Here is a 23,502-nt window from a genome sequence, read left to right as displayed (position 1 = left end):
CTCGGTTAACTCTGATTAAGCGGCGTCGCCACGCACGCCGTCCCGTAGGCGCAGATCTCCGTGCCGAGCTCGCCGGGCGACGTCTCGAACCGCATCGCCAGCACCGCGTTCCCGCCCCGCCGCGTCGCCTCCTCGGTCAGCCGGGCCATCGCCTCCATCCGGCTGTCGACGAGCATCTTCGTCTGGCCCTTCAGCTCGCCGCCCTTCAGCGACTTCATCGCCGACCCGAACGAGCTGCCGATGTTGCGCGCGCGGACCGTCAGTCCGAAGCACTCGCCCAACACGCGTTCGATGCGGAACCCCGGCAGGTCGTTCATCGTGCTCACCATCACGGTGTTCGCAGGATCCTGGCCGCCGCTGTAGTCAGTGCTCATACCGACAGCTTGGGCACCGCGAGCTCGATCGGCGCGCTACGTGAGCGAATGGGTTAGCGCGAACTCCGCCATCCCGTCGGCGAACTCCACGCGCGGCCGCCAGCCGAGCTCGTCGCGGATCCGGGCGCTGGAGGCGGTGATGTGCCGCACGTCCCCGAGGCGGTAGCCGCCGGTCACCACCGGCGGCGGGCCGTCCATCGCGCGCGCCAGTTCGGCGGCCATCTCGCCGACGGTGCGCGGGGTTCCGCTGCCGACGTTGTAGGCGCGCAGCTCGCCCGACTCGCGTCCGGCGGCACTGGCGGCATCGGTTGCACTGGCAGCGCCGGCGGCACCGGTAGCACCGGCGGCCCACTCCAGCGCGGCGACGTTCGCGGTCGCGATGTCGCGCACGTGCACGAAATCGCGCCGCTGGCCACCGTCCTCGAACACGGCCGGCGCCTCGCCGCGCATCAGCGCCGACCTGAACAGCGCCGCGACGCCCGCGTAGGGCGTGTCGCGCGGCAGCCGCGGGCCGTAGACGTTGTGGTAGCGCAGGGCCACGGCGCGGACGCCGTCGGCCAGCCGGGCCCACGAGCCGGCCAGGTGCTCGGTCATCAGCTTCGAGGCGGCGTAGACGTTGCGCGGATCCAGCGGCGCGTCCTCGCCGACCAGCCCCGGGGCCAACGGCTCCGCGCAGATCGGGCACGGGGGTTCGAAGGACCCTGAGATCAGGTCCGGCTCGCGTCGCGGACCGGGACGCACCCAGCCGTGCTCGGCACACTCGTACCGGCCCTCGCCGTAGACGACCATCGACGAGGCGAAGGCCAGCGCCCGCACCCCCGCCCCGGCCATCTCCGCCAGCAGGACCGACGTGCCGAAGTCGTTGTGCGACACGTAGTCCGGCGCGTCGGCGACCGTGCGGTCCAGGCCGACCTTCGCCGCCTGGTGACAGACGGCGTCCACCCCTCGCAGGGCCCTGCGAACGTCCGCGGCGTCCCGGACGTCGGCGCCGTCCACCAGGTCCAATCGCACGACCTCGTGCCCGGCGGCCTCCAGCGCCTCGACGACATGCGACCCGATGAACCCGGCGGAACCGGTGACGAGAACCCTCATGCCGCCGACGCTAGACGCCGACAGCGGCGCCGCACCCCAGGCGACGCCGCTGTTCAGCGAACCGTAATCAGTTCCGGTTCTCGTTCTAGCTCTCGTTCTCGTCCGCGCTCGCGCTTTCGCTCTCACGGTCGGGTCCGGCCTCCCGGACCTCCTCCACCTTGCGCATCGCGTCCCGCAGGTCGCCGACCCAGTCGCCGGCGTGCTTCTCGACGAGCCGCACGCACCAGGCCAGCGCCTCGCTCCGGCTGCGGGCGACGCCGCCGTCCACCAGCGTGTCCAGCAGCGCGCGCTCTGGCTGCTTCAGCCGAGTCATCACCGGCACGGACAGGTGCGTGAACAAACGCCCCTGGTCACCGCACCGCACGCCCCAGGAGACCTTGCGCCCGAACTTGTGCTCCGCGTCCCGGGCCACGGCCATGCGCGCGTCGCGCGTGCGCTCCCGGAACTCCTTGATCCGGCCCTCGACGGTCGCGGCCTTCTCGGCCTCCGAAGCGCCCTCGGTGTACGCCGGCTCCGGTATCCGTCCGACGACCGTGATCTCCTCGCGGTCGACCGTGACCTCCGGCGCGCCTTCGAACAGGTCCTCCGGCAGCCGTCCTGTGAACCATCCTCGTGTCTTCTCGATCAGCTCTTCACGTGTAGCCATGTATCCACGATTACACGATTACAACGTCTACGACAGCTTCGCGGGCGCACGAATAAAGGCGGGGCGTTCGCCTTGAGCGAACGCCCCGCCTCGCCCCCTGGTCCCCCCAGGGAGGTCTGCACGACCTGTCACCATCAACGCACGCTCACCGCGTGCGGTTCACCGCGATCTCCAGTCCTTCAACAGCCGTCGCTGGTACCGGCGCACGTCCACACAACGTGGTGCCGTTGACCCGCACGGCGACTTTGCCCTGTAACCGTCCCTGTGTCCGTCTCTCTTGTGAAATCTCTCGGGAAGTCTCTTCTGAAGTTGTGTCTGAAGTTGTGCAGCGTGCCGAACCGGGCCACACCCCGGGACCACACGGCGGAGTTCTTCTTGCGGTACGTACCTGAACGCGTTCGGCGGCTCCAGCTGCCTGTCTGGCGCCGGGCTTCAGCGTAGGCGCGAGGCGGCAGAAGCCTGATCCGTCAGGCGACGTAGAAATGCGCACCGAAGTGACTAGGGCGGCACCGGCGCCCACCGGGCCGAAGACGTAGGCTCGGCGTCGGATCCACAGATCGCGACGGCAGATCGCGACGGCAGATCGCGACGGCCGCCGGCACCGCGTCTGTAACACCGGCACCTGACCCCGCGTCGGTACGGGTGGAATGTTCGACGAAGGAAGCGCGGTGGCCATGGCGAAGCACGATGACGAGTTCTTGGAGTTCGCTTCAGCGCGGACCCAGCACCTGTTCCGTACCGCGTATCTGATGTGCGGGGACTGGCACCAAGCCGAGGACCTCGTCCAGGAGACGCTCGGCAAGGTCTACGCGGTCTGGGGACGCAAGCGGCGTATCGAGAACCCCGACGCCTATGCGCAGACCGTGCTGACACGGACGTTCATTTCGGCGCGGAGGAAGCGCAGCTCGCGGGAGCTGCCCTCCTCAAGCCTGCCCGAGGCCGAGTTCCACGAGGCGGACGCGTCCCTGCGCATGACCTTGCTGGAGGGCCTGGCGGCCCTGCCTGCGAAGGACCGCGCCGTGCTGGTTCTGCGGTTCTGGGAGGACCGCAGTGTCGAGGAGGTGGCGCACATCATGGGCGCCAGCTCGGGCGCGGTGCGGACGCGGACGAACCGGGCCCTGACCCGGCTGCGCGGCACGCTCGGGGATCTGCTTCCGGACCTCGCCCTCACCTGAACACCACACTGTGGATCCGACGAAGAAGGAAGCTGACATGCCCGACAACCTCAACGGTGTCATGCGGAGCGCGACGGAGAACCTGAACCCGAACATCGGCAAGCTCACCGCCGGCGGCATCGAGCGCGGCGTGCGCAAGCGCCGCAACCGGCGCGTCGCGCAGATCGCCGGCGCCGCGGCCAGCGTGACCGCGGTGTTCGGCGTGGTGGCGATGGTCGGCACGCCCGGCCACGGGAGCCCGGCGACCGTCTCGGCCGGCTCCAGCGGCACGCCCACCGCCCCGCACTCCACGACGGCCGCCGGCGCCACCGGCCCGGCCGCGACGCCGACGCCGACCACGAGCACGACCAACACCCCGGCCGTCCCGCCGGTGAGCGGCGACCAGATGGCCGGCTGGCTGGAGCAGGCGCTGGCGCCGTACCACTTCACCGGCGAGAAGGTGCTGTACTCGGAGGGCTCGGACGGGCCCGCCGGTCCGTACGCCACCCTGCGCATCGGCTACGACGGCCAGGCCGGCAGCGTCTCGCTGAACGTCGTCCGCGCTAGCTACCAGGACCAGGGCGGCGGCTCACTGCCGCCGTACTTCACGCAGCGGACCCTGCCGGACGGAAGCCACCTGCAGGTGTTCGACGGTCCGGAGTGGCCGGCCGGCAACGGCGACCCGTCCGCGAAGCGGATCGACATCGAGTGGTACCGCACGGACGGCATCGCGATCGAGATCCAGGTGCTCAACGCGGTGCAGGAGAAGGGCACCACCACCGCGAGCAAGCTCGGACTGACCACGGACCAGGCGACGGCGGTCGTGCAGTCGCCGGTGTGGGACAAGGCGATCCAGGCGGTGTGGGCCAAGCCGCTGCCGACCGCTCCGAAGGTTCCGAGCGGTGAGAAGTCGAAGCTGCTGCAGCAGAAGAACCCCGGTGGCAGCACCACGGGGTCCAGCTGGCCGTCGAGCCCGGCTTCCAGCCCGGCCGGCTAACGCAGCTGTGCTGTCAGCTCACTGATGTCAGTTGTAGGGGTCTGACAAACGAAGCCCCGGCAGACGTACGCGGCCGGTTCACCGGCGATGGTGGGCCGGTCGTGGAGGAGCTCGGGGAGGGTGGCGGGGGCCGTTCGGATCCCCGCCGCTTCTGCCGTTTCTGCTGCTGCCGTTTCTGCCGGCGGGGTCACGGCGATGACGAGACCGGGGGCGGTGCTGCGCAGGGCTGCTTGGTGGAGGGCTCGGAAGGCGTCCTCATCTCCGTCCATATCTCCTTCCATCGCCACCTCCCCGCTCCACTCGCCGACGATCGCCACTTCCCGCGGCCCGTCCGCTAGCGCCTCGGCCGCGGCCAGTCCCCAGCCCGCGAACCTCGGCGCCTTCTCGGCCAGCGCGCCGGTGAAGCGCAGCGCCTGCTCCGCGGCCTCGCGGTGGCGTCCCGAGCCGGTGAGCGCGGCGTAGGTGAGCAGGGCTCCGGCCGCCGCGGAGGTGCCGCCGGGGGTGGCGTTGTCGGTCGGATCGGCCGGGCGGAAGATCAGGGTCTCGGCGTCGTCGGCGGTGTCGTAGAAGAGGCCTGATTCATCGCGGAAGTGGTCGAGCACCACGTCCAACACCTTGCCCGCGAAGGCGAACCAGCGCGGCTCTCCGGTGACGGCGTACAGGGCCAGAAGACCCTCGGCGACGTCGGCGTAGTCCTCCAGGACGCCCGGATTCTGTGCGCCGGCGACACCGTCGCGCGAGGTGCGCGTCAGGCGCTTCGCCTTGTCGTCCCAGTGCACGCGCTCAAGCATCTCAGCGGTCTGACGCGCCGCCGTCACGAGCTCGGGACGTCCGGTCAGCGCCCCGGCCTCGGCCAGCGCCGCCACCGCCAGGCCGTTCCACGCCGCCACGGCCTTGTCGTCGCGGCCCGGGGCGGTGCGCTCGTCGCGGCGGGCATCGAACAGGCGGCCGCGTACGCGCGCGAAGCGCTCGGCGTCATCAGGGTCCTGCAACAGCTGGAGGACGGACAGCCCGTGCTCGAAGGTGCCTTCGGCGGTGACGGTGAAGACCGTCGCGGCCCAGGCGGCGTCCTCCTCCCCGAGGACGGCTTCGAGCTGGTCGGCGTCCCAGGCGTAGAACTTGCCCTCGACACCATCCGTGTCCGCGTCCAGCGACGAGGCGAACCCGCCGGCCCCGTCGAGCCACAGCTCGCGCAGCATCCAGTCGGCGGTCTCGTTGACGACGCGCAGCGCCAGGGTGTCCCCGGTCGCGCGCCACAGGTGCACGTAGTCGCGCAGGAGCAGCGCGTTGTCGTAGAGCATCTTCTCGAAGTGCGGCACCACCCACGCGTCATCGACGGAGTAGCGCGCAAAACCGCCGCCGAGCTGGTCGTACATACCACCGCGCGCCATCGCCTCGCACGTCTCCCGAACCATCACGAGCGCATCGGCGTCGCCAGTGCGCGCGTGGTGACGAAGCAGCTGCTCCAGCGTCATGGACGGCGGGAACTTCGGCGCACCACCGAACCCACCGCGCTCACCATCGAACTCCCGCCGCAAAGCGCCGACAGCAGCCCCCAACGCCGCAGCATCCGGCACCCCCTCGGCACCCGCGACAACCCGCGCATGATGCGCCAGCTCCGCAACCAGCCCATCCCCGGCCCGCAGCACGTCGTCCCGAATGTCCCCCCAGGCGCGATCAACGGCGACCAGCAACTGCTGAAAAGCCGGCAACCCATGCCGAGCCACCGGCGGGTAGTACGTCCCGGCCTGGAACGGCTTGCCATCCGGCGTGGCGAAGACCGTCATCGGCCACCCACCACCACCGGTCATGGCCTGCGTAGCCGCCATGTAGACGGCATCAACGTCAGGCCGCTCCTCCCGATCAACCTTCACGCAGACGTACTTCTCGTTCATGAGCGCGGCGGTCGCCTCGTCCTCGAAGCTCTCGTGCGCCATGACATGGCACCAGTGGCAGGCGGCGTAGCCGATGGAAATCAGAACCGGAACATCGCGGCGACGCGCTTCTTCGAAGGCTTCCTCGCCCCACTGCCACCAGTCGACCGGATTGTCGGCGTGCTGGAGGAGGTACGGGGAGGTCGCGCTGGCGAGGCGGTTCATGGCTTCATCCTCGCACGGCTACCTGCCGGGTTCCCGACATCGGCGTGACCGTTCACCCGGTTCGCCCGGTGCCATCCTGGGCGGCCCTCGATCGTGGCGTTCAACGCCGACGCCAGGCTCCAAGTTGCGATCCATGAGCCTCCCTCCCGAATTTACACAAAACGCCGCAACCCCGCTCACCCCGCCTGCCCATAAGACCCCGCCTCAAGACTCGCCCGCAGCGCGGCCAGGATCTCGGCGAGGCGCGTCAGGTCGGTGTCGGAGAGGGTCGCGGTCAGCGCCGCGAGTTCGTTCTCGACGACGGGGCGGGCTGCGGCCAGGGTCTTCTCGCCTTCGGGGGTGAGGCGGAGGACGGATGAGCGGCGGTCTTGGGGGTGGGGTTCGCGGGTGCACCAGCCGGCGGCTACCAGGCGGTCTACTGCTTTGCTGACCGCGCCTACGGTGATCGCCACTTCGTTGACGATGTCGATGACGCGGCAGGCGGGGATGCGGTCGATGATCTCCAGGAACTCGAATTGGCCGAGGCCTGTGCCGTGCTCGGTGCGGAGGGTGGTGGTGGCTGCGTTGTAGAGGCGGGTCTCGACGCGGACGAGGTCGGTGAAGGTGGGTGTGACGCGGCTCACGGTGGCTCCGATTGATTCCTTGGAATCATCTTCCTTGGAATGTGGTTAGCTGGATGCAGATGGATTCCTGGGAATCCATCTTGGCAGACCGAGTGCGGCGGCCGCAGCCGTCGTCCCCTTACCAGCCACGGAGGCGACCATGTCCCGACAGCAGCGTGAAGCCATCGACGCCCTGCTCCGCTCCGCTCCGCGGCCCGAGACGCCGCCGAGTGTCGAGGAGCAGCGCAGCGGCTTCGCGGCGGCCATCGCCCGGCACGCGCCGGAGGACGTCGCCATGCGCCGGACCGTGCTCGGCGGGCGGCCGGCGCTGGAGCTGACGCCGAAGGGCGCCGCCGGCCACGGGCACCTGCTCTACCTGCACGGCGGCGGTTACGTCATCGGCTCGCCGGACACGCACGCCGGGTTGGTCGGCGAGCTGGCGCGCCGAGCCGGGCTGCGCGCCACGTCCCTCGACTACCGCCTGGCGCCGGAGGACCCGTTCCCCGCGGCTGTCGAGGACGGGCTCGCCGCGTACCGGGAGCTGCTGGCGACCGGTGTTGACGCGCGGGGGCTCGTCGTGGCCGGGGACTCCGCCGGCGGCGGCCTGACCCTCGCCACGCTCCTCGCGGCCCGCGATGCCGGGCTGCCGCTGCCTGTTGCCGCGGCCGTCCTCTCGCCGTGGGTCGACCTCACGGCGAGCGGCGACAGCATGCGCAGCAAGCACGGCGCCGACCCGATCTTCGTCGAGGCCGACATCCACGCCTACGCAGACCTCTACATCAGCACGGGAGACCGCGCGCAGCCCCTGGCCAGCCCGCTGTTCGCGGACCTGACCGGCCTCCCGCCGCTGCTCATCCAGGTCGGGACGAACGAGCTCCTGCTCGACGACGCGGTCCGCCTGGCCGGCCGCGCGGGCGCCGCCAACCTGGAGGTGACGCTGGAGATCGGCAGCGACCTCCCGCACGTCTACCAGCACCACTACGGCCGGCTCGACGAAGCGGACGCCGCGCTCGACAGCGCCGCCCGGTTCTTCACGACGCGGATCAGTGCCGCGCACGCTGCGACGGACGCCGACGCCGACCATCTCGAAGCGGCAGCTCGGTGATGCGACGACACGCGCGACCAAGCAAGAGAAGCAGCAGACTAGCTTTCTAGACACTCGTCCATCTATTCTGGACACTCGTCTAGAAAGGTGGACCCGTGCAAACCACAGCGAACATCCTCACCGGCCTGGTCGCAGCCCTCCACGCCTACATCCTGATCCTGGAGATGTTCCTGTGGCAGAAGAAGCCGGGCCGCGAACTCTCCGGCTTCGACCCCGACATGGCCCGCGCCACCGCCCCGCTGGCCGCGAATCAGGGCCTCTACAACGGATTCCTGGCCGCCGGCCTGGTGTGGGGCCTCGTCGCCGACTCCCCCACGGCCTTCTCCGCGAAGGTGTTCTTCCTGAGCTGCGTCGTGATCGCGGGCCTCTACGGAGCGGCCACGGCGAACCGCCGCATCCTCGTGGCCCAGGCGCTGCCCGGAGCCCTGGCGTTGGCGGCAGTACTGTTGGCTCGGTGAGCGCCGTCCAAGATCCCCGCGCCGCACGGACCCGGGAGCGACTGCGTGCGGCGCTCTTCGAAGCCTGCGCCGAGCAGCCGCTGAGCGACGTCAGCGTCGCCGACGTGGTCCACCGCGCACACGTCGGCCGAGCCACGTTCTACCTGCACTACCAAGGGCTGGAGGAACTAGCCGTCGACGCCTGCGCGGACATCGTCCGCGAAGCGGTCGACGCGCTGCACGCCTGGCGCGGAATCCCGGATCCCGAGTCCCCGCCGCCGGCGCTTGAGGAGTTCTTCACCGGATTGGATCGGCACCGCACGGTCTACACCGCGCTCCTCACCCCGGGAGGTGGCGGCCCACTCGGCATGGTCCTGCACCGGGATCTCAGGGAACGAAGTCGCACAGAACGCGAGCTCGCGGGGGCACCGGAAGCGGAACTGGTCGCGGCAGCAGTGGCCGGGACGTTCACGGGAGTGCTGGCCGACTGGATGCACGGACTCGTGCCTGGCACGGCGCCCGAGGTGGCGGCGCGGATCTGGCGTCTGCTCATCGCGCTGCACCGCACGCGGCTCAGTTGAAGCCGGGCAAAGGCTCAGCTGTAGCACCTTGAGGGAGCGAAGCCGGCGCGGCATCAGGCCACAGCATCAGGCCACACCTCGGTTCGCATGGCCGACAACGCAGAACCCACGATCCCGGTCAACCGCCCCCGATCAACGCCGGCCGCGACCGCATCCGCGACCGCCCGCTGCGCCGCCGCCAGCACCTTCGCGCCTTCCGCAAGCGGATCGACATGCGTCTTGCACCGACCACCGCCGGTCGGCACCTGGCACTGCCGGCCGGACCACGTCGGCACTCCGCACTGGACCGCCGGATCGTGGACATGGCACAAGCCAGAGGGCCGCGCGTCGACCGGACACGGCTTGCCCGTCTTGGTCGTGGCTGAGCACTTGGTCATGACATCAGGGTATTCAGTCCCTCCGACAATCCCGGACGAAAAGACCAAGCGCCGCCCGCACAACCCTCGTGCGGACGGCGCCTGCCGATCCCATCAGCGGCTACCTGCCCCGAGCCTCACCCCCGGGCAAGCAGGTCGAGCTATCGCCTACCTCAGTGCCGCCCGGCGCGCCGGTGCCGGCTGCCCCAGGCGATCGCGCCGCCCGCGCTGAGCAGCAGCACGCTGATCATCGCCAACTCCGGCAGCGCCGAGGACATACCGGTGTGCGCCAGCCCGCCCGAGCCTGACGTCTCCGTCGTCGGCGGAGTGGTCGGCGGCGGGGTCGGGGTGGTGGACCGCGACGTCGACGGGGTCGTCGACGGCTTGCTCGTCGGCGTCGTCGTCGGAGTGGACGACGGCGAAGTCGGCGGCGGTGCCGGCGCCGGGATGTAGACCCCCGCGTCGATCGTGTGGTCCACGCCGCCAGGGTTGGCGGGCGCGGTGACCGGCGCGAACCCGTCGCACAACTGCCCGGTGGTGGGTGGCACCACGTTGGAGTCGTGCGTCCGGTCGGTGCCCACCAACGGCAACGTGAAGCGCAGCGCTGTCGCCGCCGGTTGGCTCGGCACGTTGTCCGTCTTCGCGGTGCACACGTTGAACTCCACGGTGTACTTAGCGCCCGGGGTCAGCTGGTACTTCGCCCCGACGCCGCCGAAGTAGTACTCCCCGGCCGCGTCGGTGGTGGTGCTGGCGACCTGCTTTCCGCCGGCGTCCAGCAGGTTCACCGTGGCGCCGGCGAGCGGGACCTCGTTGGTGCTGTGCGCGTCCTGGACGCCGTTGTGGTCGCCGTCGAACCAGACGTAGTTGCCGATCTGGATCGGGGCGTTGGCCGCGGTGTAGGCGATGTCGCCGAGCCCGCCGGCCTTGCCGAAGGCGTTGTCGCTCGGACTCACGAACTGGTAGCCGTTCGCCGGGTCGTCCTGGCCGGGACCGAGACCGGTCTTCACGTCGTAGTAGCCGAGACCGTCGGAGCTGACCTGCAGGGCCGGATCGAGCTCGGTGCTGACGACGAACTGCTGTTGCGGGACGTAAGCAGCAGAACCCTGCGACGCGTCCTCGTGCGCTCCCTGACCCGTGTGGCCCGGGTCGAAGAAGTCACCGGGGAAGTACTGCACCACGCCGGCCGGCTTGTGGCCGTCGTTGGCGTACGTGGCGTTGTTGGGGCAGTCGCCGGTGCCTTCCCAGTCGTAGGTGTTGCCCGGCGCGGAGCAGGCCATGTCGATGGCGCCGCCGGACATCCCCTGTTCCGGAGTGTTGTTCCCCGGACGCGGGTCGAGCCCGCCGGCGCCGATCACGTCCATGAACCGGTCGCGGAACCCGAGGATCATCGAGCCGTCACGGGTGAAGGCCAGGCTGGCCAGCTCCGGTTGCGGATCGATGTAGACGTCGGAGTATCCATAGCGCTGGTCCCACGTCGACAGACTGGTTTCCCAGGGGTTCCAGTGGTCAGACAACGGAGTGGTGACCCCGTTGATGACCCAGCCGCGCTGGTAGTCGAGCGGCTGCGACAGGATCTGCGTGAAGTTCTTGCCGTCGTACACGTAGACGACGGCTCGCAGGTCGCTGCGCTGGTTGGTGCTCTCCGCGTCGCACACGCCGCCCACGTACACCTTGGCGTCGTGGACCGTGACCGCGAAGGGCCGCCAGTCGCTGTCCGCCGCGCAGGCCGAACCGGCGGCGGTGGGGGCGGGGATCGTCACGGAGTCCTTGAACGCCCCCGTGCCGCCGGTCGCGTCGAACGTCGCCAGGGACCGGGTCGCCAGGTCCACCGCGTAGAGGGTCTTGCCGTCCTCGGACAGCGCGATACCGCCGACGCCCTCCTTGCCCGGCACATCCACGAAGTTCGGGTCCTTGCGCATGTCGACCAGCAGTCCGTGCCCGGTCGGCGCGGCGTCGAGGAGGTCCGCGAACAGCTTCGGCGCCGACGAACCGTCGGCCGGCGTGGTGTAGATCGCACCGCCGCCGGCAGGCCCGTAGGTGGTGTAGCGCTTTGCGAAAGCGCTTTGGAAGATCCGGTTCTGGTACTTGTCGTACGCCAGGCCCCACGTGGTCCCGACCTCACCTTGCGTGTTGAGCACGGTGGGGCAGTTCGTCGGCGGGGTGCAGGTACCGCGTGCGGCGGGATCGACGGCCACCAGCGCCCGGCCCTGGGGATCGGCGGGGGTGCCGCTGGTACTGACAGCCGGTGTCTGCACCGGGACGTAGTACTTGTGGTCCGGGTTCGTGTAGTCCGCCGGGTTCCACACACCGGTGATGACCGAGGCGTCCTTGCCCGCGGCCAGGTCCACGAACGACGTGAAGCTGTCGAAGTGGTTGGCCGCCGTCGAGGCCGGCGCGGCCTGCAGGTAGCCGGCGTACGCCGCCGGGACCGTCACGTCGACGCGGTACTGGCCGCCGGCGAGGACCGTCGAGGACGACATCACGAACTTGCCGGTCGCGTCGGTCACCCCCTGGACCTCGTGGCCCGCGGCGTCGCTCACGCCGACCGCCATGCCCTGCTGCGGGGTGTCCATGGTCGCGTTGATGACGCCGGTGCCGAAGAAGTCGCGCAGGACCTGGACGGTCAGTGTGCCGTCTCCGGCCGCCGCGTGCGCCGCCCCCGTCCCGCTCGCCATCGCTCCGGTGGCGCCACCCACCGCGAGCGCGGTCGCCAGTCCCACCCGGGCCAGCCGCCCGACTCTTCTCCCGGCTGGCCGTACCCGTTTTCTGCCGGCTTGGTTCATGCCGATTTCCTTTTGTCAGGGAACAGATACAGCGGTTCGAGGGGCGCCCGGAGCCGAGGCCGAGGAGGGCGTGCCGGGAGGCCGGCCGGGGTCACTGAACCGCCGCAGTGAATCAGAGCATTGTATCGTCGAACCCTGAAAAAGTGTTACGAACAGGTGTTTCATTCGCGAACCGGACGCCGCGGACACGCGGGGAGCCGTAAGGTACCAGCCATGCCGAAACCGCGTCAGCGCCCGTCGCGCGAAACGAGCCGCCGACCTCGGCCGCGCTCTCGGTGGATTATCGCAGGGTCCTGTGTTGTCGGGCTAGCCGGGGTCGGCGTCGCGGTGGCGGCGGCCGGCGGATCCGGCGGCGGGAGCGGTAGCAGAGCCCTGACCTCGGACGAGGCCAACCGGCTGGCCATCACGCGCTTTCGCAACTACGAGACCGGCGGCCGCGCGGTGACGATCACCGTGCCCGGCACCGGCGGCAGCCTGGTCATCACCGGATCCGTCGACTACCGCACGAGACTCGGCTACGGCGTCGTGCGCGGAACCGGCCGCGATACCTCAAGTGACGGTTTGATCGAGTGGACCGCTACATCAGTGCTCGTCGATCCGATGACGAACGCCCCGGCCGTCGCGCCGGCGGCGCCACCGACGTCCGGCTGGTACAGCCGCACGCTCCAGAAGACCGGCAGCACGCTGGACAGCTCCCTGGCCATCGCGCTCGCCCTGGGCAGCGACCGACCGGACAACGCACAGCTGCTGCCGCAGGACGGCGCCGCCTGGGTCGGCAAGGACCAGGTGGCCGGGCACCAGGTGGACGTCATGACCGGACCGGCCGCCCTGAGCGCCGGTGTCGGTGCCGGTTCCGGTGCCGGATCCGAAGCCACGTCCGGAGCCGCGCCTGGCTCCGGATCGGGACCCGCAGGAACCGTCCGCTACTGGATCGGCGCGGACGGCGCCATGTACCGAGTCCAGGCCGCGGTCGCCTCGGAGACTCAGCCCACTGTCATCGACTTCGACACGCACCAGTACACGCCGGTCCCCTCAGCGGCCGTCACGACGTCTGCACCAGGGCAGTAGCCGCCAGCAGCGAAGCCGTCGGCACCTGGACGCCCGCCGTGTCCGGCACCGCCGGCACGGCCGGGACCACGGTGGCCGGCGCCCCCGCGGCGTTCGGGAACTGCGGCTGCACCGGCGGCACGGCCACGGTGCTGAACGGGATCCCGGCTGGCGGGGTCGGCGCGGTCCACGTCCCGGACGGCGACGCCGTCTGGTGCGCGGCCGGGCAGGCCGCGCTCGCGCCGAGGCCGCTGGGGACCGTGCGCAGGCCCGCGCCGCGCACGCAGTTGCCGTGGCCGGCGGTCGCGTTCGGGAACGTCCAGCCGAGGTCGATCCCGTTGCCGGAGAAGGTGTTGTCCAGGATCTGGTTGTCGTCCGGCGGGATGTCCTGGGTCGCGGTGATCACCACGCCGGCGTCGGTGTTGCCGGTGACGCGGTTGTGGACGAACTGGTTGGAGCTGCCGCCGTCGATGCCGATGCCGATGCCCCAGCCGCCGTCGGCCTGTTCCGGCGTCGCAGACTGCTGATTGGCCGCGACCAGGTTGCCGGCCACGACCGCGCCCTGCTGCGGCAGCAGCTTCTCCTGGTGGTCGGAGTCCGTGGTCAGGCCGACCCGGTTGCCGACCAGGCGGTTGCCGACGACGTACATGTCGGTGCTGGCGTTGGTGCCCTCGTAGCCGACCGCGTTGAGCTCGGCGATGTCGTCCCGCACCACGATGTGGCACGGCTTGCACTGCCCGACGTAGATTCCCGAGTCGGCGCCGCCGGAGGTATATGAGTGCTCGATGACGCCGTTCTGCGCCGAGAACGCGTAGATGCCGTAGAGGCCGTTGCGGGTCGAGGTAACGTAGGAAACGAGGAACGAGTCGAGGAACGTGACCGGCTCGCTGCCGGTGTCGTAGTCGCCGCCCGACCCGGTCTGGCCGGCGGCGGCCTTCGCCGAGCCGGTGACCAGGATCCCGTTCTGGGTGTTGTCCTGCACCGTCAGGTTCTCCACCGCCACGCCCGGCGCGGTGACCACGACGCCGTCGGGCTGCTGCAACCGGCCGTCGATGACCACCTTGTCCCGCGATTCGCCGCGCAGCGTGATCCGGGGCGTCTTGATCTTCACCATCTCGTGGTAGACACCCGGGGCGACCAGCACGAGATCGCCAGGTTTCGCCAGGGCCACGGCGTCCGAGATGGTCGGGGCGTCGGCGGGAACGTGGATTGTCACGGAGGTTCCAGCCGGGCGTTTGCCTTGACTGGACGAGTGGCTCGAACCGCCACTGCTGCAACCAGCTATTGGCAACGTCAGGACACCCAGTATCGCGCACACGCGAGAACCCAAATGCGGCATGGCACAGTTTGACATGTACGGGTGATTCAGGACTCGGATTCACTAAAGGGCGTCACCTTGTGGCACTCTCTACGATGTGCGCCGAGCCGACCCGCAGCCGACCCGCCGCGTGTTCCTCGGTACAGCCGGCGCCGTGATGGCCGCCGGTGGCGCCGCGGGATGCGATTCGCATTCCGAGCAGGCGTCTGAGCAGCCACGGAGCGCGGCGGCCGCGACTTCGACGGCAACGTCGACCGGGACCTCGACCGGGGCTGCGGCCGACACCCCGGTGCCGCCGACCGGACGGTACCAGGCGGGCGTCATCATTCCGCAGCCCGCGCAGCCCAACCTGCTGGCGGTCGTCGCAGACATCGACGATACGGCCGCGCCGGGCCCGCTGCTCGCCGAACTCGGCCAGATCGTGCTCGCCCTCACGGCGGGAACCGAGCCGCGATTGCTGGGACTTCCGCCGGGCGACCTGACGATCACGATCGGCATCGGGCCTCGCATCGTGCAGAAGACACCGGCGGCGAAGACGGCCGGCGTCACACTGCCCGGCACAACCGACCTCCCGCAGTTCTCCCGCGAGCAGATCGCACCGCAGGCACGCGGCGGAGACCTGCTGATCCAGCTCTGCGCGAGCGACGCGTTGGTCCTGCCGGTCGCCGCCGCCGCGCTGTTGGACCAGGCCGGTGCACGCGTCACCGAACGCTGGCGGCAGTCCGCGCGCCGCGGACCGAACACTCCGGTGGCTCCGGGGCGGACCGCGCCGCGGAACCTGCTCGGCTTCCTCGACGGCATCATCGGCCCGACCACGACCCCGGAGCAGCACAACGATCTGTGGCTGGCCGCTCCGGCGCAGGTCCTCGGCGGCACCATCGCGGTCGTCCGGCGAATGGAACTGGATCTGCAGAAGTTCGCCAAGCTGTCCGTCCCGGACCAGGAAGCGGTCTTCGGCCGACAACGCGCCACCGGCGTCCCACTCTCCGGCGGCACCATCGCGACGAACCCCGACCTCGGCGCCAAGACCCCCGACGGCCGCTACCTCATCCCGGCCGACGCGCACGCGCGCCGCGCGCACGCCGACGTGGTCGGCGTCGGGCTCATGCTGCGGCGCTCGTACAGCATCGACGATCCGAGCCCCGGCCTGCTGTTCATCAGCTTCCAGAACGACCTGCGGACGTTCACCGCCACGCTCACGCACATGGACGCCTCCGACGCGCTGCTGGCGTTCACCACGACCACCGCGAGCGCGACGTTCCTGATCCTGCCGGGCTTCGACCGGACGCATCCGCTGGCGTCGACGCTGTTCGGCTAGGGCAGAACGCGGCTATTGGCCTTGGCGGGTCGGTATGCGACGTCGATCAGGCGCCTTCAACGAAAAAGGCGTCAGTAGCATGATCGGCAGTCCGACAGACCGCCTACCCGAAGGCAGCCCGATGGCAGACTCCACCGACAACGCCCGCATGATCGCTCACTGCTTGACAGATGCCGAGTTCGAAGGCGTGCCCGGGTTCTATCGCAACAAGGTTCGTGATGCCTACCAGTTGCCCGGCCGACGCCGACTGCTGATCTCGACCGACCGGCAGTCCGCGTTCGACCACGTTCTGGCCGCGATCCCGCACAAGGGCCAGGTGCTCACCCAGACCGCGCGGTACTGGTTCGACGTCACCGCGGACGTGTGTCCCAACCACGTGCTGTCCTACCCCGACCCCAATGTGGTCCTGGTGAAGGACCTCCACATGCTGCCCGTGGAGATGGTGGTGCGCGCCTACCTCACGGGGTCCACCAACACCAGCCCCTGGCCGATGTACGCCCGCGGCGAGCGAGGGCTCTACGGTCACCGCTTCCCCGAGGGGATGAAGAAGAACCAACCCCTCCCCGAGCCGGTCATCACCCCGACGACGAAGTCGTCCCAGGGCGGTCACGACGTGCCGACCACCGAGGCCGAGATCCTCAGCGCCCAGCTCGTCACCACCGAGCAGTGGCACGAGATGGCGCGCAAGAGCCTGGCGCTGTTCGCCCGCGGCCGGCAGGTCGCAGCGGAGAAGGGCCTGATCCTGGTGGACACCAAGTACGAGTTCGGTCTCGATGAGGACGGAATCGTGGTCGTCGCCGACGAGATCCACACCCCTGACTCCAGCCGCTACTGGATCGCAGACTCCTACGAGGATCGGTTCGCAGCCGGCGAGGAGCCGGACAGCCTCGACAAGGAATTCCTCCGGCTCTGGATCACCAGCCGATGCGACCCCTACACCGAGCCGATCCCGCCGATCCCGGACGACACCGTCATCGAGTTCAGCAACAAGTACATCGCGCTCTTTGAACGGGTGACCGGCCAGACCTTCGAGCGCCCGGACCCGGCGCTCTCGGTCCGCGCCCGCATCCGCGAGGCGCTGGCCCGGGAGTCCCCCGAGCTCTTCTAGGCGCCGTGGCTCGCAGCCGGGGACGCATTCGGCGAAGAGGCTTCGTCACCTGAACAGGCCTCACCTTCGAACCACAACAGCCCTGACATCGACCCGCGACGCGCAGCACGCGCCACGCCGGAACCATCCCGGCGTGGCGCGACCATCACAGCAGTCTGTCAAAGCGGCCTGTCACAGCCGCCCTCTCCCTACTGCAGGGCGTTCGTCCAAGCAGCGCCCCAGGCGTCCGAAGCCACGCCCTTCGCGGCGCTGCCCGGCACCGCGTTGACGCCGCCGAAGACCGTCAGGCCGGTCAGCTGCGCGCCGTGGGCCTTCGCCCACGCCGCCACGCCGGGCGGCACGTTCGGGCCGTCGACCAGCAGCAGCGGGCCGTGCTCGGTGGCGATGAACGCGCCGCCGGACAGGGCGTCGGGCCAGGTGCGGCCGGTGGCCACGCCGATTGCGGTGACCTTCGGGAACAGGGTGGTGTTCGAGGCCACCGCGAGGTCGGTCGCGTAGCGGTCGCCGCCGGCCAGCGGGGTGACGTGCGCGGCCAGGGACGGCAGGGTCTTCAGGGCCGCGACGCCCTGGCGGCCCACGCCGTAGAGCGCGGTGGTGGCCGGGTTCACGGTGGCCAGGTAGGCCTTGGTCGCCGCCGGCAGGACGCCGTCCTGCGACAGCAGCACCACGCCGCCGGCCGGGTCCTGCGCCGCGGCCGCGCCGGCGGCCAGGGCGTCGGGGGCGTTCAGGCCGGTCGCGACCAGCACGGTGTGCGGGTGCGCCGACACCGCCTTGGCCACCGCGACCGAGGTGTCGAAGCGGGTCGGGCCGGACAGCCGGGAGACCGAGTAGTGCAGCGCCGTCAGGTCCTTCACGACCTGCGGGCTCAGCGCGGCCTCGCCGCCGAGGACGTACACCGGCGAGCCGGCGGGCAGGATCTTCTTCAGCTCGCCGGCGACCCGGGTGTCCAGGCCCGTGGTGCCGGTCAGCAGCAGCGGTCCGCCCTTCTGCGCGGCCAGCGCGTTGCCGGACAAGGCGTCCGCGTAGTTGTCGTCCCGCGACAGCACGGCGACCTTCGCCTTGTTCAGCGACTTGCTCTGCGGGCCGTAGGCGGCGTCCGCGACCGCGATCGCGGTGCCGACCCGGTCCGCGCCGCCGAGGCGGGTGGCGACCGGCCAGGCCGCGGGCGGCGGCGTGGTGACCGGGACCGGGATCAGCGCGCCGTTCTGCCAGGAGATGGTGTTCATCGGGTCGGTGACGACGCTGCTCGCCGCCGCGCCGGCGGTCGGGGCCTGCACGTGCAGGGTCATCGGCGTCGCCTGGCCGGTGATCGGCAGGTCCACGGCGCCGGTCGAGTAGGCGATCTTCGTGCCGTCCGGCGACCAGGTCGGGGCGAGCCACGGCGAGACGTTGCCCGCCGCGGTGATCTTCGTCAGCTTCCAGCCGGAGGCCGAGTCGGCGATGTAGAGGTCGGTGGGGACCATCCCGCTCTTCGGGTCCGCGGGGCCGCTGTCCATCACCACGGCCAGCTTGGTCCCGTCCGGGGACAGGACCCCGGAGGCCTGCTCGCCGAAGGTGGTGCCGTCGATCGTGGTCAGCGTGTGGCCGGTGGAGTCCGCGACGATCTCACTCGTCCCGGTCAGGTAGGCCAGGTCGCCGTTCGACGCGATGCTGACGTAGGTTCCGGACAGGCCGGCGAACGGCGCCTCCGAACCGGGCGCGGCGGACACCTGGACCGACTCGATGGCATAGGTCAGCGGCGTGACAGTGTCGTCCTCGCGGGAGAAGTACACGGTCTTGCCGTCCGGGGACCATGCCGGGCCCTTGTCCGTCCAGGTGCTGCGGCCGTCCTTGCCCTTCGGCGCGGCGGCGGTCAGCGGGTGCACGTCGGTGCCGTCGGCATTGGCCTCGTAGATCCGGCCGTCCTGGCTGTCGAAGGCCAGCTTGCTCCCGTCCGGGCTGACGCGCACGGTACCCATCGCCGAGGTATTCGGGTCGTACCCGGTGCCGGTCAGCTTCACCGCGTGCCGGCCGGTGCCGTCGGGGTTGACCGCGTACAGCGTGCCTTGCCAGCTCATCGTCTGGAAGGACTTGTAGAAGATCGGACCGTCCTGCACCGTCGAGACGGCGGCGTGCGCCGTGACGGCGGTGAGGCCGCCGGACAGCACCGCGGCGGCGGCCAGACCCGCGCCAGCTATCCGCCGGGCCCCCGTGAACACAGACCTCATTGGTTCCCCTCCATGCGCACCGTCGCCCCGGCGCGGTGGACGGCCGAAGGACTAGCGACGTGCAGGCTGAGATTAGGTCTCAGGACCCTCCTTTAAGATCCGCCGACACGAGTAGTGCGGGCTACGCCGATCATGGGACTGACCTCAGTGGATGCACGACTATTGGCGTATTTCCGTCTAGGCTCCCGGCACCAGGACCGCCCGGCCGCCGACGCGTCCGGCGGCCACCGCCGCCATCGCCTCGGCCGCCGCCTCCAACGGGAACGTCTCCGTGCCCAGCGTCACGCGTCCGGCGGCGGCCAGGGCCATCAGCTCGCCGAGTTCCGCGTGCGTGCCGATCTGGTTGCCAAGGATGGTCAGCTCCCTGTTGATCATGTCCAGGTGCTCGATGCGCGCACCGCCGCCGTAGCCGACGATCGAGTAGACGGCGCCCTTCGCGAGCATCCGCAGTGCCTGCTGCGGAACGTCGCCCTCGCCGACCAGGTCGAGCACCGCCTGGGCACCGCGGCCGGCGGTCAGGTCGAGGACGGCGTCGGCGGCTGCTTCGGCGGGGAGGGCGATGACTTGGTCGGCTCCCAGTTCGCGGGCGGTCTGAGCGCGCGCCTCGTCCGGCTCCACGACGACCACGCGGGCCGGCGTCAGGATCCTCAACAGCTGCACCGCGATCTGCCCCACGCCGCCGGAGCCGAGACAGACCACTGTCGTCCCGACGCCGGCGAACGGCATCAGCCGCTGCACCGCGTGCATCGCCGTCAGCCCCGCGTCGGCGAACGGCGCCAGGCAGGCCGGGGACGCCTCGGGTGCCAGCTTCACCACCGCGCGCGCCGAGGTGCGCATCAGCTCCGCGTAGCCGCCGGGCCAGCCGTCGACGCCGGGGAAGCGCCAGGTCGCGCAGTGCATGTCGGCGCCGCGGCGGCAGGCGTCGCAGAACCCGCAGGTGACCGCCGGGTGCACGATCACCGGGTCGCCGACCGCCAGGTGCGACACCCCGCCGCCGACGGCCTCGACCCAGCCCGCGTTCTCGTGCCCCAAGGTCAGCGGCAACCGCTGCCGGAAGGCCGCTTCCAGGCCGCCCTCGACGATGTGCAGGTCGGTCCGGCAGATCCCCGCCCCCGCGATGCGGACGACCACGTCCTGCGGCCCTTCGACCACGGGCTCCGGCCGGTCGACGACCTCGACCGGCCGCCCGAATCCGACCACTTGTACCGCGCGCATCCCCTCATCCCTCCCGCACCAGGTGCACCATCGTGCTGACCGGATCCCCGCCGCCGAGCGCCATCGGCAGTCCCCGGCTCAGCAACACCGCGCCGTGGTGGACGATCCCGCTGCCGACGTCGCGGTACCGCCCGGCGGCGTCGACGCCGCGCAGCACCACCGGCCGCTCCATCTGCGCGAAGCGCCGCTCGCGCCGGTAGACGAACACCACCGCCTCCGAACGGTCCGCGGCCACGTACTCGGCGCCGCTCAGGTCCCCGGAAGCGTTGCCGTGCGCGTATCGCACGCCGTGCTGCACGACGGGACGGATCCGCTTGTAGGCGGCCACCATCTCGCGCGCTGTGGCCAGTTCCTCCTCGCTCCACTCCGCGAGGTCGCCGCCGATCCCCAGCACGCCGGACATCGCGACGTGGAACCGGAACTCCAACGGGATCCGCCGGCCGGTGTGCGGGTTCGGCGAGTCCGTCACCCACGCCGACATCACCCGCGCCGGGTACACCTGCGCGAAGCCCTCCTGGATCGCCAGCCGGTCCAGCGCGTCGGTGTTGTCCGACGTCCAGACCTGGTCGACGCGCGCCAGCATCCCGGCGTCGAGCCGTCCGCCGCCGCCGCTGCACGACTCGATCCGCAGGGCCGGGTGGTCGGCGCGCAGCTTGTCCAGCAAGGCGTACAGGTTCTCGACGTACCTCCGCCAGACGAGATCGCCGCCGCCGGCGCCGGCCTCAGGCCATCCGACCTCCGTGAACGGCCGGTTCATGTCCCACTTCAGGAACCCGATGTCGTTCTCGGCGACCAGCCGGTCCAGCCATTCGTGGACCCAGGCGGCCACGTCCGGCCGCGCCAGGTTCAGCACCAGCTGGTTGCGGTGCTCGCTGCGCTGCCGAAAGGGCTGGTGCAGCACCCAGTCGGGATGCTCGCGGTACAGATCGGAGTCCGGATTCACCATCTCCGGCTCGACCCACAGCCCGAAGTCCATCCCGAGTTCGCGGACACCCTTGACGAGCGGCGCGAGGCCGTCGGGGAAGCGGTCCGGATTGGGCCACCAGTCCCCCAGGCCGGTCCGGTCCGAGGTCCGGGAGCCGAACCAGCCGTCGTCCATGACGAACAGCTCGACGCCGATCTCCGCGGCCTGCCGGGCCAGCGCCAGCTGTCCCTCCAGGGAGACGTCGAATCCCGTCGCCTCCCACGAGTTGTAGACGACCGGCCGCAGCTCTTCCGGATGCGGCAGCACGTGGTCCAGCACGTACGTGTGCCAGGCCTGCGAGGCCGCGTCGAAGCCGCCGTCGGTCCAGATCCCCGCGCTGACCGGCGTGGTCAGCGCCGCGCCGGGGGCCAGCGGCCACACCGCGCCGTCGGGCCCGAAGCCCGCCGCGACGACGGTCCGGTCGGCGGAGGTGCGCTCGACCGTGAGCTGCCAGCTGCCGCTCCAGGCCAGCGCGCATCCGAAGACCTGGCCGTGTGTCGCGCCGGCGGTGCCGTCGTCGACCATGACCCAGGGGTTCGCGTGGTGGCCGGTGATGCCGCGACGGCTGGTGAGCAGCGTTTCGCCGAACGGAGGCGAGGACCGGTGCAGCCGGGTTTCGGCGGCCCACCGGCCGCGCACCTGGCTCAGCCGGTAGTCGGCCAGCGGCGGCAGCGTCCACGACGCGGAGTCGGCTCTCAGGATGCTGATGGGCTCCTCACCCGCCGATCCCGTGTGCCGCAGGACCAGCCGCCGCTCGATCACCGGGCTGCCCCTGCGAACCCGGTGCCGGCTTTCCACAGCCAGTGGATAGTGACGGTCGGCGAAGCTCAGGACGAGCTCGGCCGTGTCCTCGGTATCAGGGGTATCAGAGTTCTCAATGAGCGCCGAGACGAACTCCAACTCCAGTTCCCGCGTCCCGTCCGCGAAACGTACCGCCAGCTGAGCGTGCCCGAACTGGAACGCCGCGCCGACCGCCAGTTCCAGCGGTCCCTCCACGTCCTCCTCGAAGGGCCAGGCGCCGCCGTGCCCGACGGCCCCGAACCCGGGCGCCGCCGCGCCGGCGGGCACCGGAACCGAGACCCCGACCAACGCCGCGGCCTGCTCCAGCCCCAACTCGCGTCCCCAATGCGCCGACAGCAGCCGGTCGCGGTCGTCCAACCGCAGCACCGCGCACGACCGGCCGGCGGTCACCACCCAGGCCCGAGCCCCGGGAATCGACCGAATGAGCGTCATGATTCCCTTTCAGCCCTTGACCGCGCCGCCGGTCAGGCCCTTGACGAAGTGCTTCTGCAACAGGAAGTAGAAGACGACCACCGGCAGCGCCGCCAGGAACATCAGGCCGAACAGCTGGCCGTAGTTCGACTGGTGCTCGCCGAGGGCCCGGTAGACGCCGACGGTGACCGTGGTCCCGCCGACCGGCCCGAGGATGATCAGCGGATCCAGGAAGTCGTTCCAGATCCACACCCCGAGGAAGATCAGCACGCTCGCCGTCGCCGGCCGCAGCAGCGGGAAGACGACGGTCCAGAACGTGCGCCAGCGTCCGGCGCCGTCCAGCGCGGCGGCCTCCTCCAGCTCGATCGGGATCGAGCGGATGAAGCCGGCGAACACGAACACGCCGAAGGGGATGTAGTACCCGACGTTGAACGCGACCATCCCGGTCAGCGTCGTCATCAGGTGGGTCAGCCGCAGGATCCGCACCACCGGGACCAGGATCACCTGCGGCGGGACCATCAGCCCGGCCAGCAGCACCAGCAGTGTCACGCGGGCGAACCGGCTCCGGGTGCGGGCCAGGTAGTGGCCGAGCATCGCGGACAGGACGGCGAGCACGACGATCGAGACCGTGGTGATCTCGGCGCTGTTGACCAGGCCGTCCCAGTAGAGGTTGTCCGGCCGGTCCAGCGCCGCCTTCAGGTTGTCCAGGGTCGGCGGCCACGGCACCGACGCCGGGGAGCCGGTGATGTGGCCGCCGGGCTTGAACACGTTCACCACGACCAGGTACAGCGGCACCGCGAACACCGCCGTGACGACCAGCGCGACCAGCGGCCGCACCCACGGCGCGCGGGACTCGTCGCGGCGGGCGGAGGCCTCCCGCACAGTGC

The 23,502-nt window shown here is 70.5% G+C and carries 20 protein-coding genes; 8 read left to right on the top strand and 12 right to left on the bottom strand.

Features of this window, described 5'->3' with window-relative positions; genetic code table 11:
• Positions 1-5: 5 nt before the first annotated feature.
• The 3 genes from ABH920_RS45945 to ABH920_RS45935 form a co-directional block, all read right to left on the bottom strand.
• Positions 6-374 (bottom strand): YbjQ family protein, encoded by a 369-nt coding sequence (locus tag ABH920_RS45945; RefSeq protein ID WP_370355674.1) that lies wholly within the window; start codon positions 372-374, stop codon positions 6-8.
• Between the two features lie 36 nt (positions 375-410).
• Positions 411-1,466 (bottom strand): NAD-dependent epimerase/dehydratase family protein, encoded by a 1,056-nt coding sequence (locus ABH920_RS45940; RefSeq protein WP_370355673.1) that lies wholly within the window; start codon positions 1,464-1,466, stop codon positions 411-413.
• Positions 1,467-1,551: 85 nt separating this feature from the next.
• Positions 1,552-2,112 (bottom strand): hypothetical protein, encoded by a 561-nt coding sequence (locus ABH920_RS45935; protein ID WP_370355672.1) that lies wholly within the window; start codon positions 2,110-2,112, stop codon positions 1,552-1,554.
• Positions 2,113-2,786: 674 nt separating this feature from the next.
• Here ABH920_RS45935 and ABH920_RS45930 point away from each other — a divergent pair.
• The gene (locus tag ABH920_RS45930) at positions 2,787-3,287 is read left to right on the top strand and encodes a SigE family RNA polymerase sigma factor (RefSeq protein WP_370355671.1); all 501 of its coding nucleotides are present in this window, start codon (positions 2,787-2,789) and stop codon (positions 3,285-3,287) included.
• Between the two features lie 37 nt (positions 3,288-3,324).
• Complete coding sequence (locus tag ABH920_RS45925) at positions 3,325-4,263, top strand: hypothetical protein (RefSeq protein WP_370355670.1); 939 nt, start codon at positions 3,325-3,327, stop codon at positions 4,261-4,263.
• Here the strand turns inward: ABH920_RS45925 and ABH920_RS45920 are convergent.
• Both ABH920_RS45920 and ABH920_RS45915 read right to left on the bottom strand, forming a co-directional pair.
• Positions 4,260-6,362, bottom strand: coding sequence for a thioredoxin domain-containing protein (locus ABH920_RS45920; RefSeq protein WP_370355669.1), 2,103 nt, complete (start codon positions 6,360-6,362; stop codon positions 4,260-4,262). The two genes, ABH920_RS45925 and ABH920_RS45920, sit on opposite strands and share 4 nt — an antisense overlap.
• 176 nt (positions 6,363-6,538) lie before the next feature.
• A complete protein-coding gene (locus ABH920_RS45915; protein WP_370355668.1) occupies positions 6,539-6,985 on the bottom strand; it encodes a MarR family winged helix-turn-helix transcriptional regulator in 447 nt (148 codons plus the stop codon).
• Between the two features lie 139 nt (positions 6,986-7,124).
• Here ABH920_RS45915 and ABH920_RS45910 point away from each other — a divergent pair, with 139 nt between their 5' ends.
• The 3 genes from ABH920_RS45910 to ABH920_RS45900 all read left to right on the top strand — a co-directional run bounded on the left by ABH920_RS45910 (position 7,125) and on the right by ABH920_RS45900 (position 9,087).
• On the top strand, positions 7,125-8,069 hold the full coding sequence (locus tag ABH920_RS45910) for an alpha/beta hydrolase (RefSeq protein ID WP_370355667.1): 945 nt from the start codon (positions 7,125-7,127) through the stop codon (positions 8,067-8,069).
• A 95-nt stretch (positions 8,070-8,164) separates the two neighbouring features.
• Entirely contained in the window at positions 8,165-8,527 is a 363-nt protein-coding gene (locus ABH920_RS45905; RefSeq protein WP_370355666.1) for a DUF1304 domain-containing protein, read from the top strand.
• Positions 8,524-9,087 (top strand): TetR/AcrR family transcriptional regulator, encoded by a 564-nt coding sequence (locus ABH920_RS45900; protein ID WP_370355665.1) that lies wholly within the window; start codon positions 8,524-8,526, stop codon positions 9,085-9,087. Before ABH920_RS45905 ends, ABH920_RS45900 begins: the two co-directional genes overlap by 4 nt.
• Positions 9,088-9,140: 53 nt before the next feature.
• Here the strand turns inward: ABH920_RS45900 and ABH920_RS45895 are convergent, their stop codons facing one another.
• Together ABH920_RS45895 and ABH920_RS45890 are read right to left on the bottom strand one after the other, a co-directional pair.
• Positions 9,141-9,464, bottom strand: a complete 324-nt coding sequence (locus ABH920_RS45895) for a hypothetical protein (protein WP_370355664.1) — start codon at positions 9,462-9,464, stop codon at positions 9,141-9,143.
• 152 nt (positions 9,465-9,616) lie between these two features.
• Positions 9,617-12,118, bottom strand: coding sequence for an SdrD B-like domain-containing protein (locus ABH920_RS45890; protein WP_370355705.1), 2,502 nt, complete (start codon positions 12,116-12,118; stop codon positions 9,617-9,619).
• A gap of 435 nt (positions 12,119-12,553) precedes the next feature.
• On the opposite strand from ABH920_RS45890, the gene ABH920_RS45885 reads away from it, so the two are divergent.
• Positions 12,554-13,294 carry a hypothetical protein gene (locus ABH920_RS45885; RefSeq protein ID WP_370355663.1) on the top strand — a complete coding sequence of 247 codons (741 nt, stop codon included), beginning with the start codon at positions 12,554-12,556 and terminating at the stop codon, positions 13,292-13,294.
• Here ABH920_RS45885 and ABH920_RS45880 read toward each other — a convergent pair.
• Positions 13,269-14,612, bottom strand: coding sequence for a right-handed parallel beta-helix repeat-containing protein (locus tag ABH920_RS45880; RefSeq protein WP_370355704.1), 1,344 nt, complete (start codon positions 14,610-14,612; stop codon positions 13,269-13,271). The two genes, ABH920_RS45885 and ABH920_RS45880, sit on opposite strands and share 26 nt — an antisense overlap.
• A gap of 76 nt (positions 14,613-14,688) precedes the next feature.
• Here ABH920_RS45880 and ABH920_RS45875 point away from each other — a divergent pair, with 76 nt between their 5' ends.
• Together ABH920_RS45875 and ABH920_RS45870 are read left to right on the top strand one after the other, a co-directional pair.
• Positions 14,689-15,909 carry a Dyp-type peroxidase gene (locus ABH920_RS45875; protein WP_370355662.1) on the top strand — a complete coding sequence of 407 codons (1,221 nt, stop codon included), beginning with the start codon at positions 14,689-14,691 and terminating at the stop codon, positions 15,907-15,909.
• Between the two features lie 121 nt (positions 15,910-16,030).
• On the top strand, positions 16,031-17,017 hold the full coding sequence (locus ABH920_RS45870; protein WP_370355661.1) for a phosphoribosylaminoimidazolesuccinocarboxamide synthase: 987 nt from the start codon (positions 16,031-16,033) through the stop codon (positions 17,015-17,017).
• 188 nt (positions 17,018-17,205) lie between these two features.
• Here the strand turns inward: ABH920_RS45870 and ABH920_RS45865 are convergent, their stop codons facing one another.
• From ABH920_RS45865 to ABH920_RS45850, 4 genes are all read right to left on the bottom strand, one after another.
• Complete coding sequence (locus tag ABH920_RS45865) at positions 17,206-19,224, bottom strand: cell wall-binding repeat-containing protein (protein WP_370355660.1); 2,019 nt, start codon at positions 19,222-19,224, stop codon at positions 17,206-17,208.
• A gap of 177 nt (positions 19,225-19,401) precedes the next feature.
• Positions 19,402-20,439 carry an NAD(P)-dependent alcohol dehydrogenase gene (locus ABH920_RS45860; protein WP_370355659.1) on the bottom strand — a complete coding sequence of 346 codons (1,038 nt, stop codon included), beginning with the start codon at positions 20,437-20,439 and terminating at the stop codon, positions 19,402-19,404.
• A gap of 4 nt (positions 20,440-20,443) precedes the next feature.
• Positions 20,444-22,636 (bottom strand): alpha-galactosidase, encoded by a 2,193-nt coding sequence (locus ABH920_RS45855; RefSeq protein WP_370355658.1) that lies wholly within the window; start codon positions 22,634-22,636, stop codon positions 20,444-20,446.
• A 9-nt stretch (positions 22,637-22,645) separates the two neighbouring features.
• Positions 22,646-23,443, bottom strand: a complete 798-nt coding sequence (locus ABH920_RS45850) for a carbohydrate ABC transporter permease (protein ID WP_370355703.1) — start codon at positions 23,441-23,443, stop codon at positions 22,646-22,648.
• Between the last annotated feature and the right edge of the window lie 59 nt (positions 23,444-23,502).

It is taken from the genome of Catenulispora sp. EB89, from assembly GCF_041261445.1.
Taxonomy (GTDB): domain Bacteria; phylum Actinomycetota; class Actinomycetes; order Streptomycetales; family Catenulisporaceae; genus Catenulispora.
The sequence above is the reverse complement of the archived record's forward strand: the minus strand, read 5'-3'. Positions and strand labels throughout refer to the sequence as shown.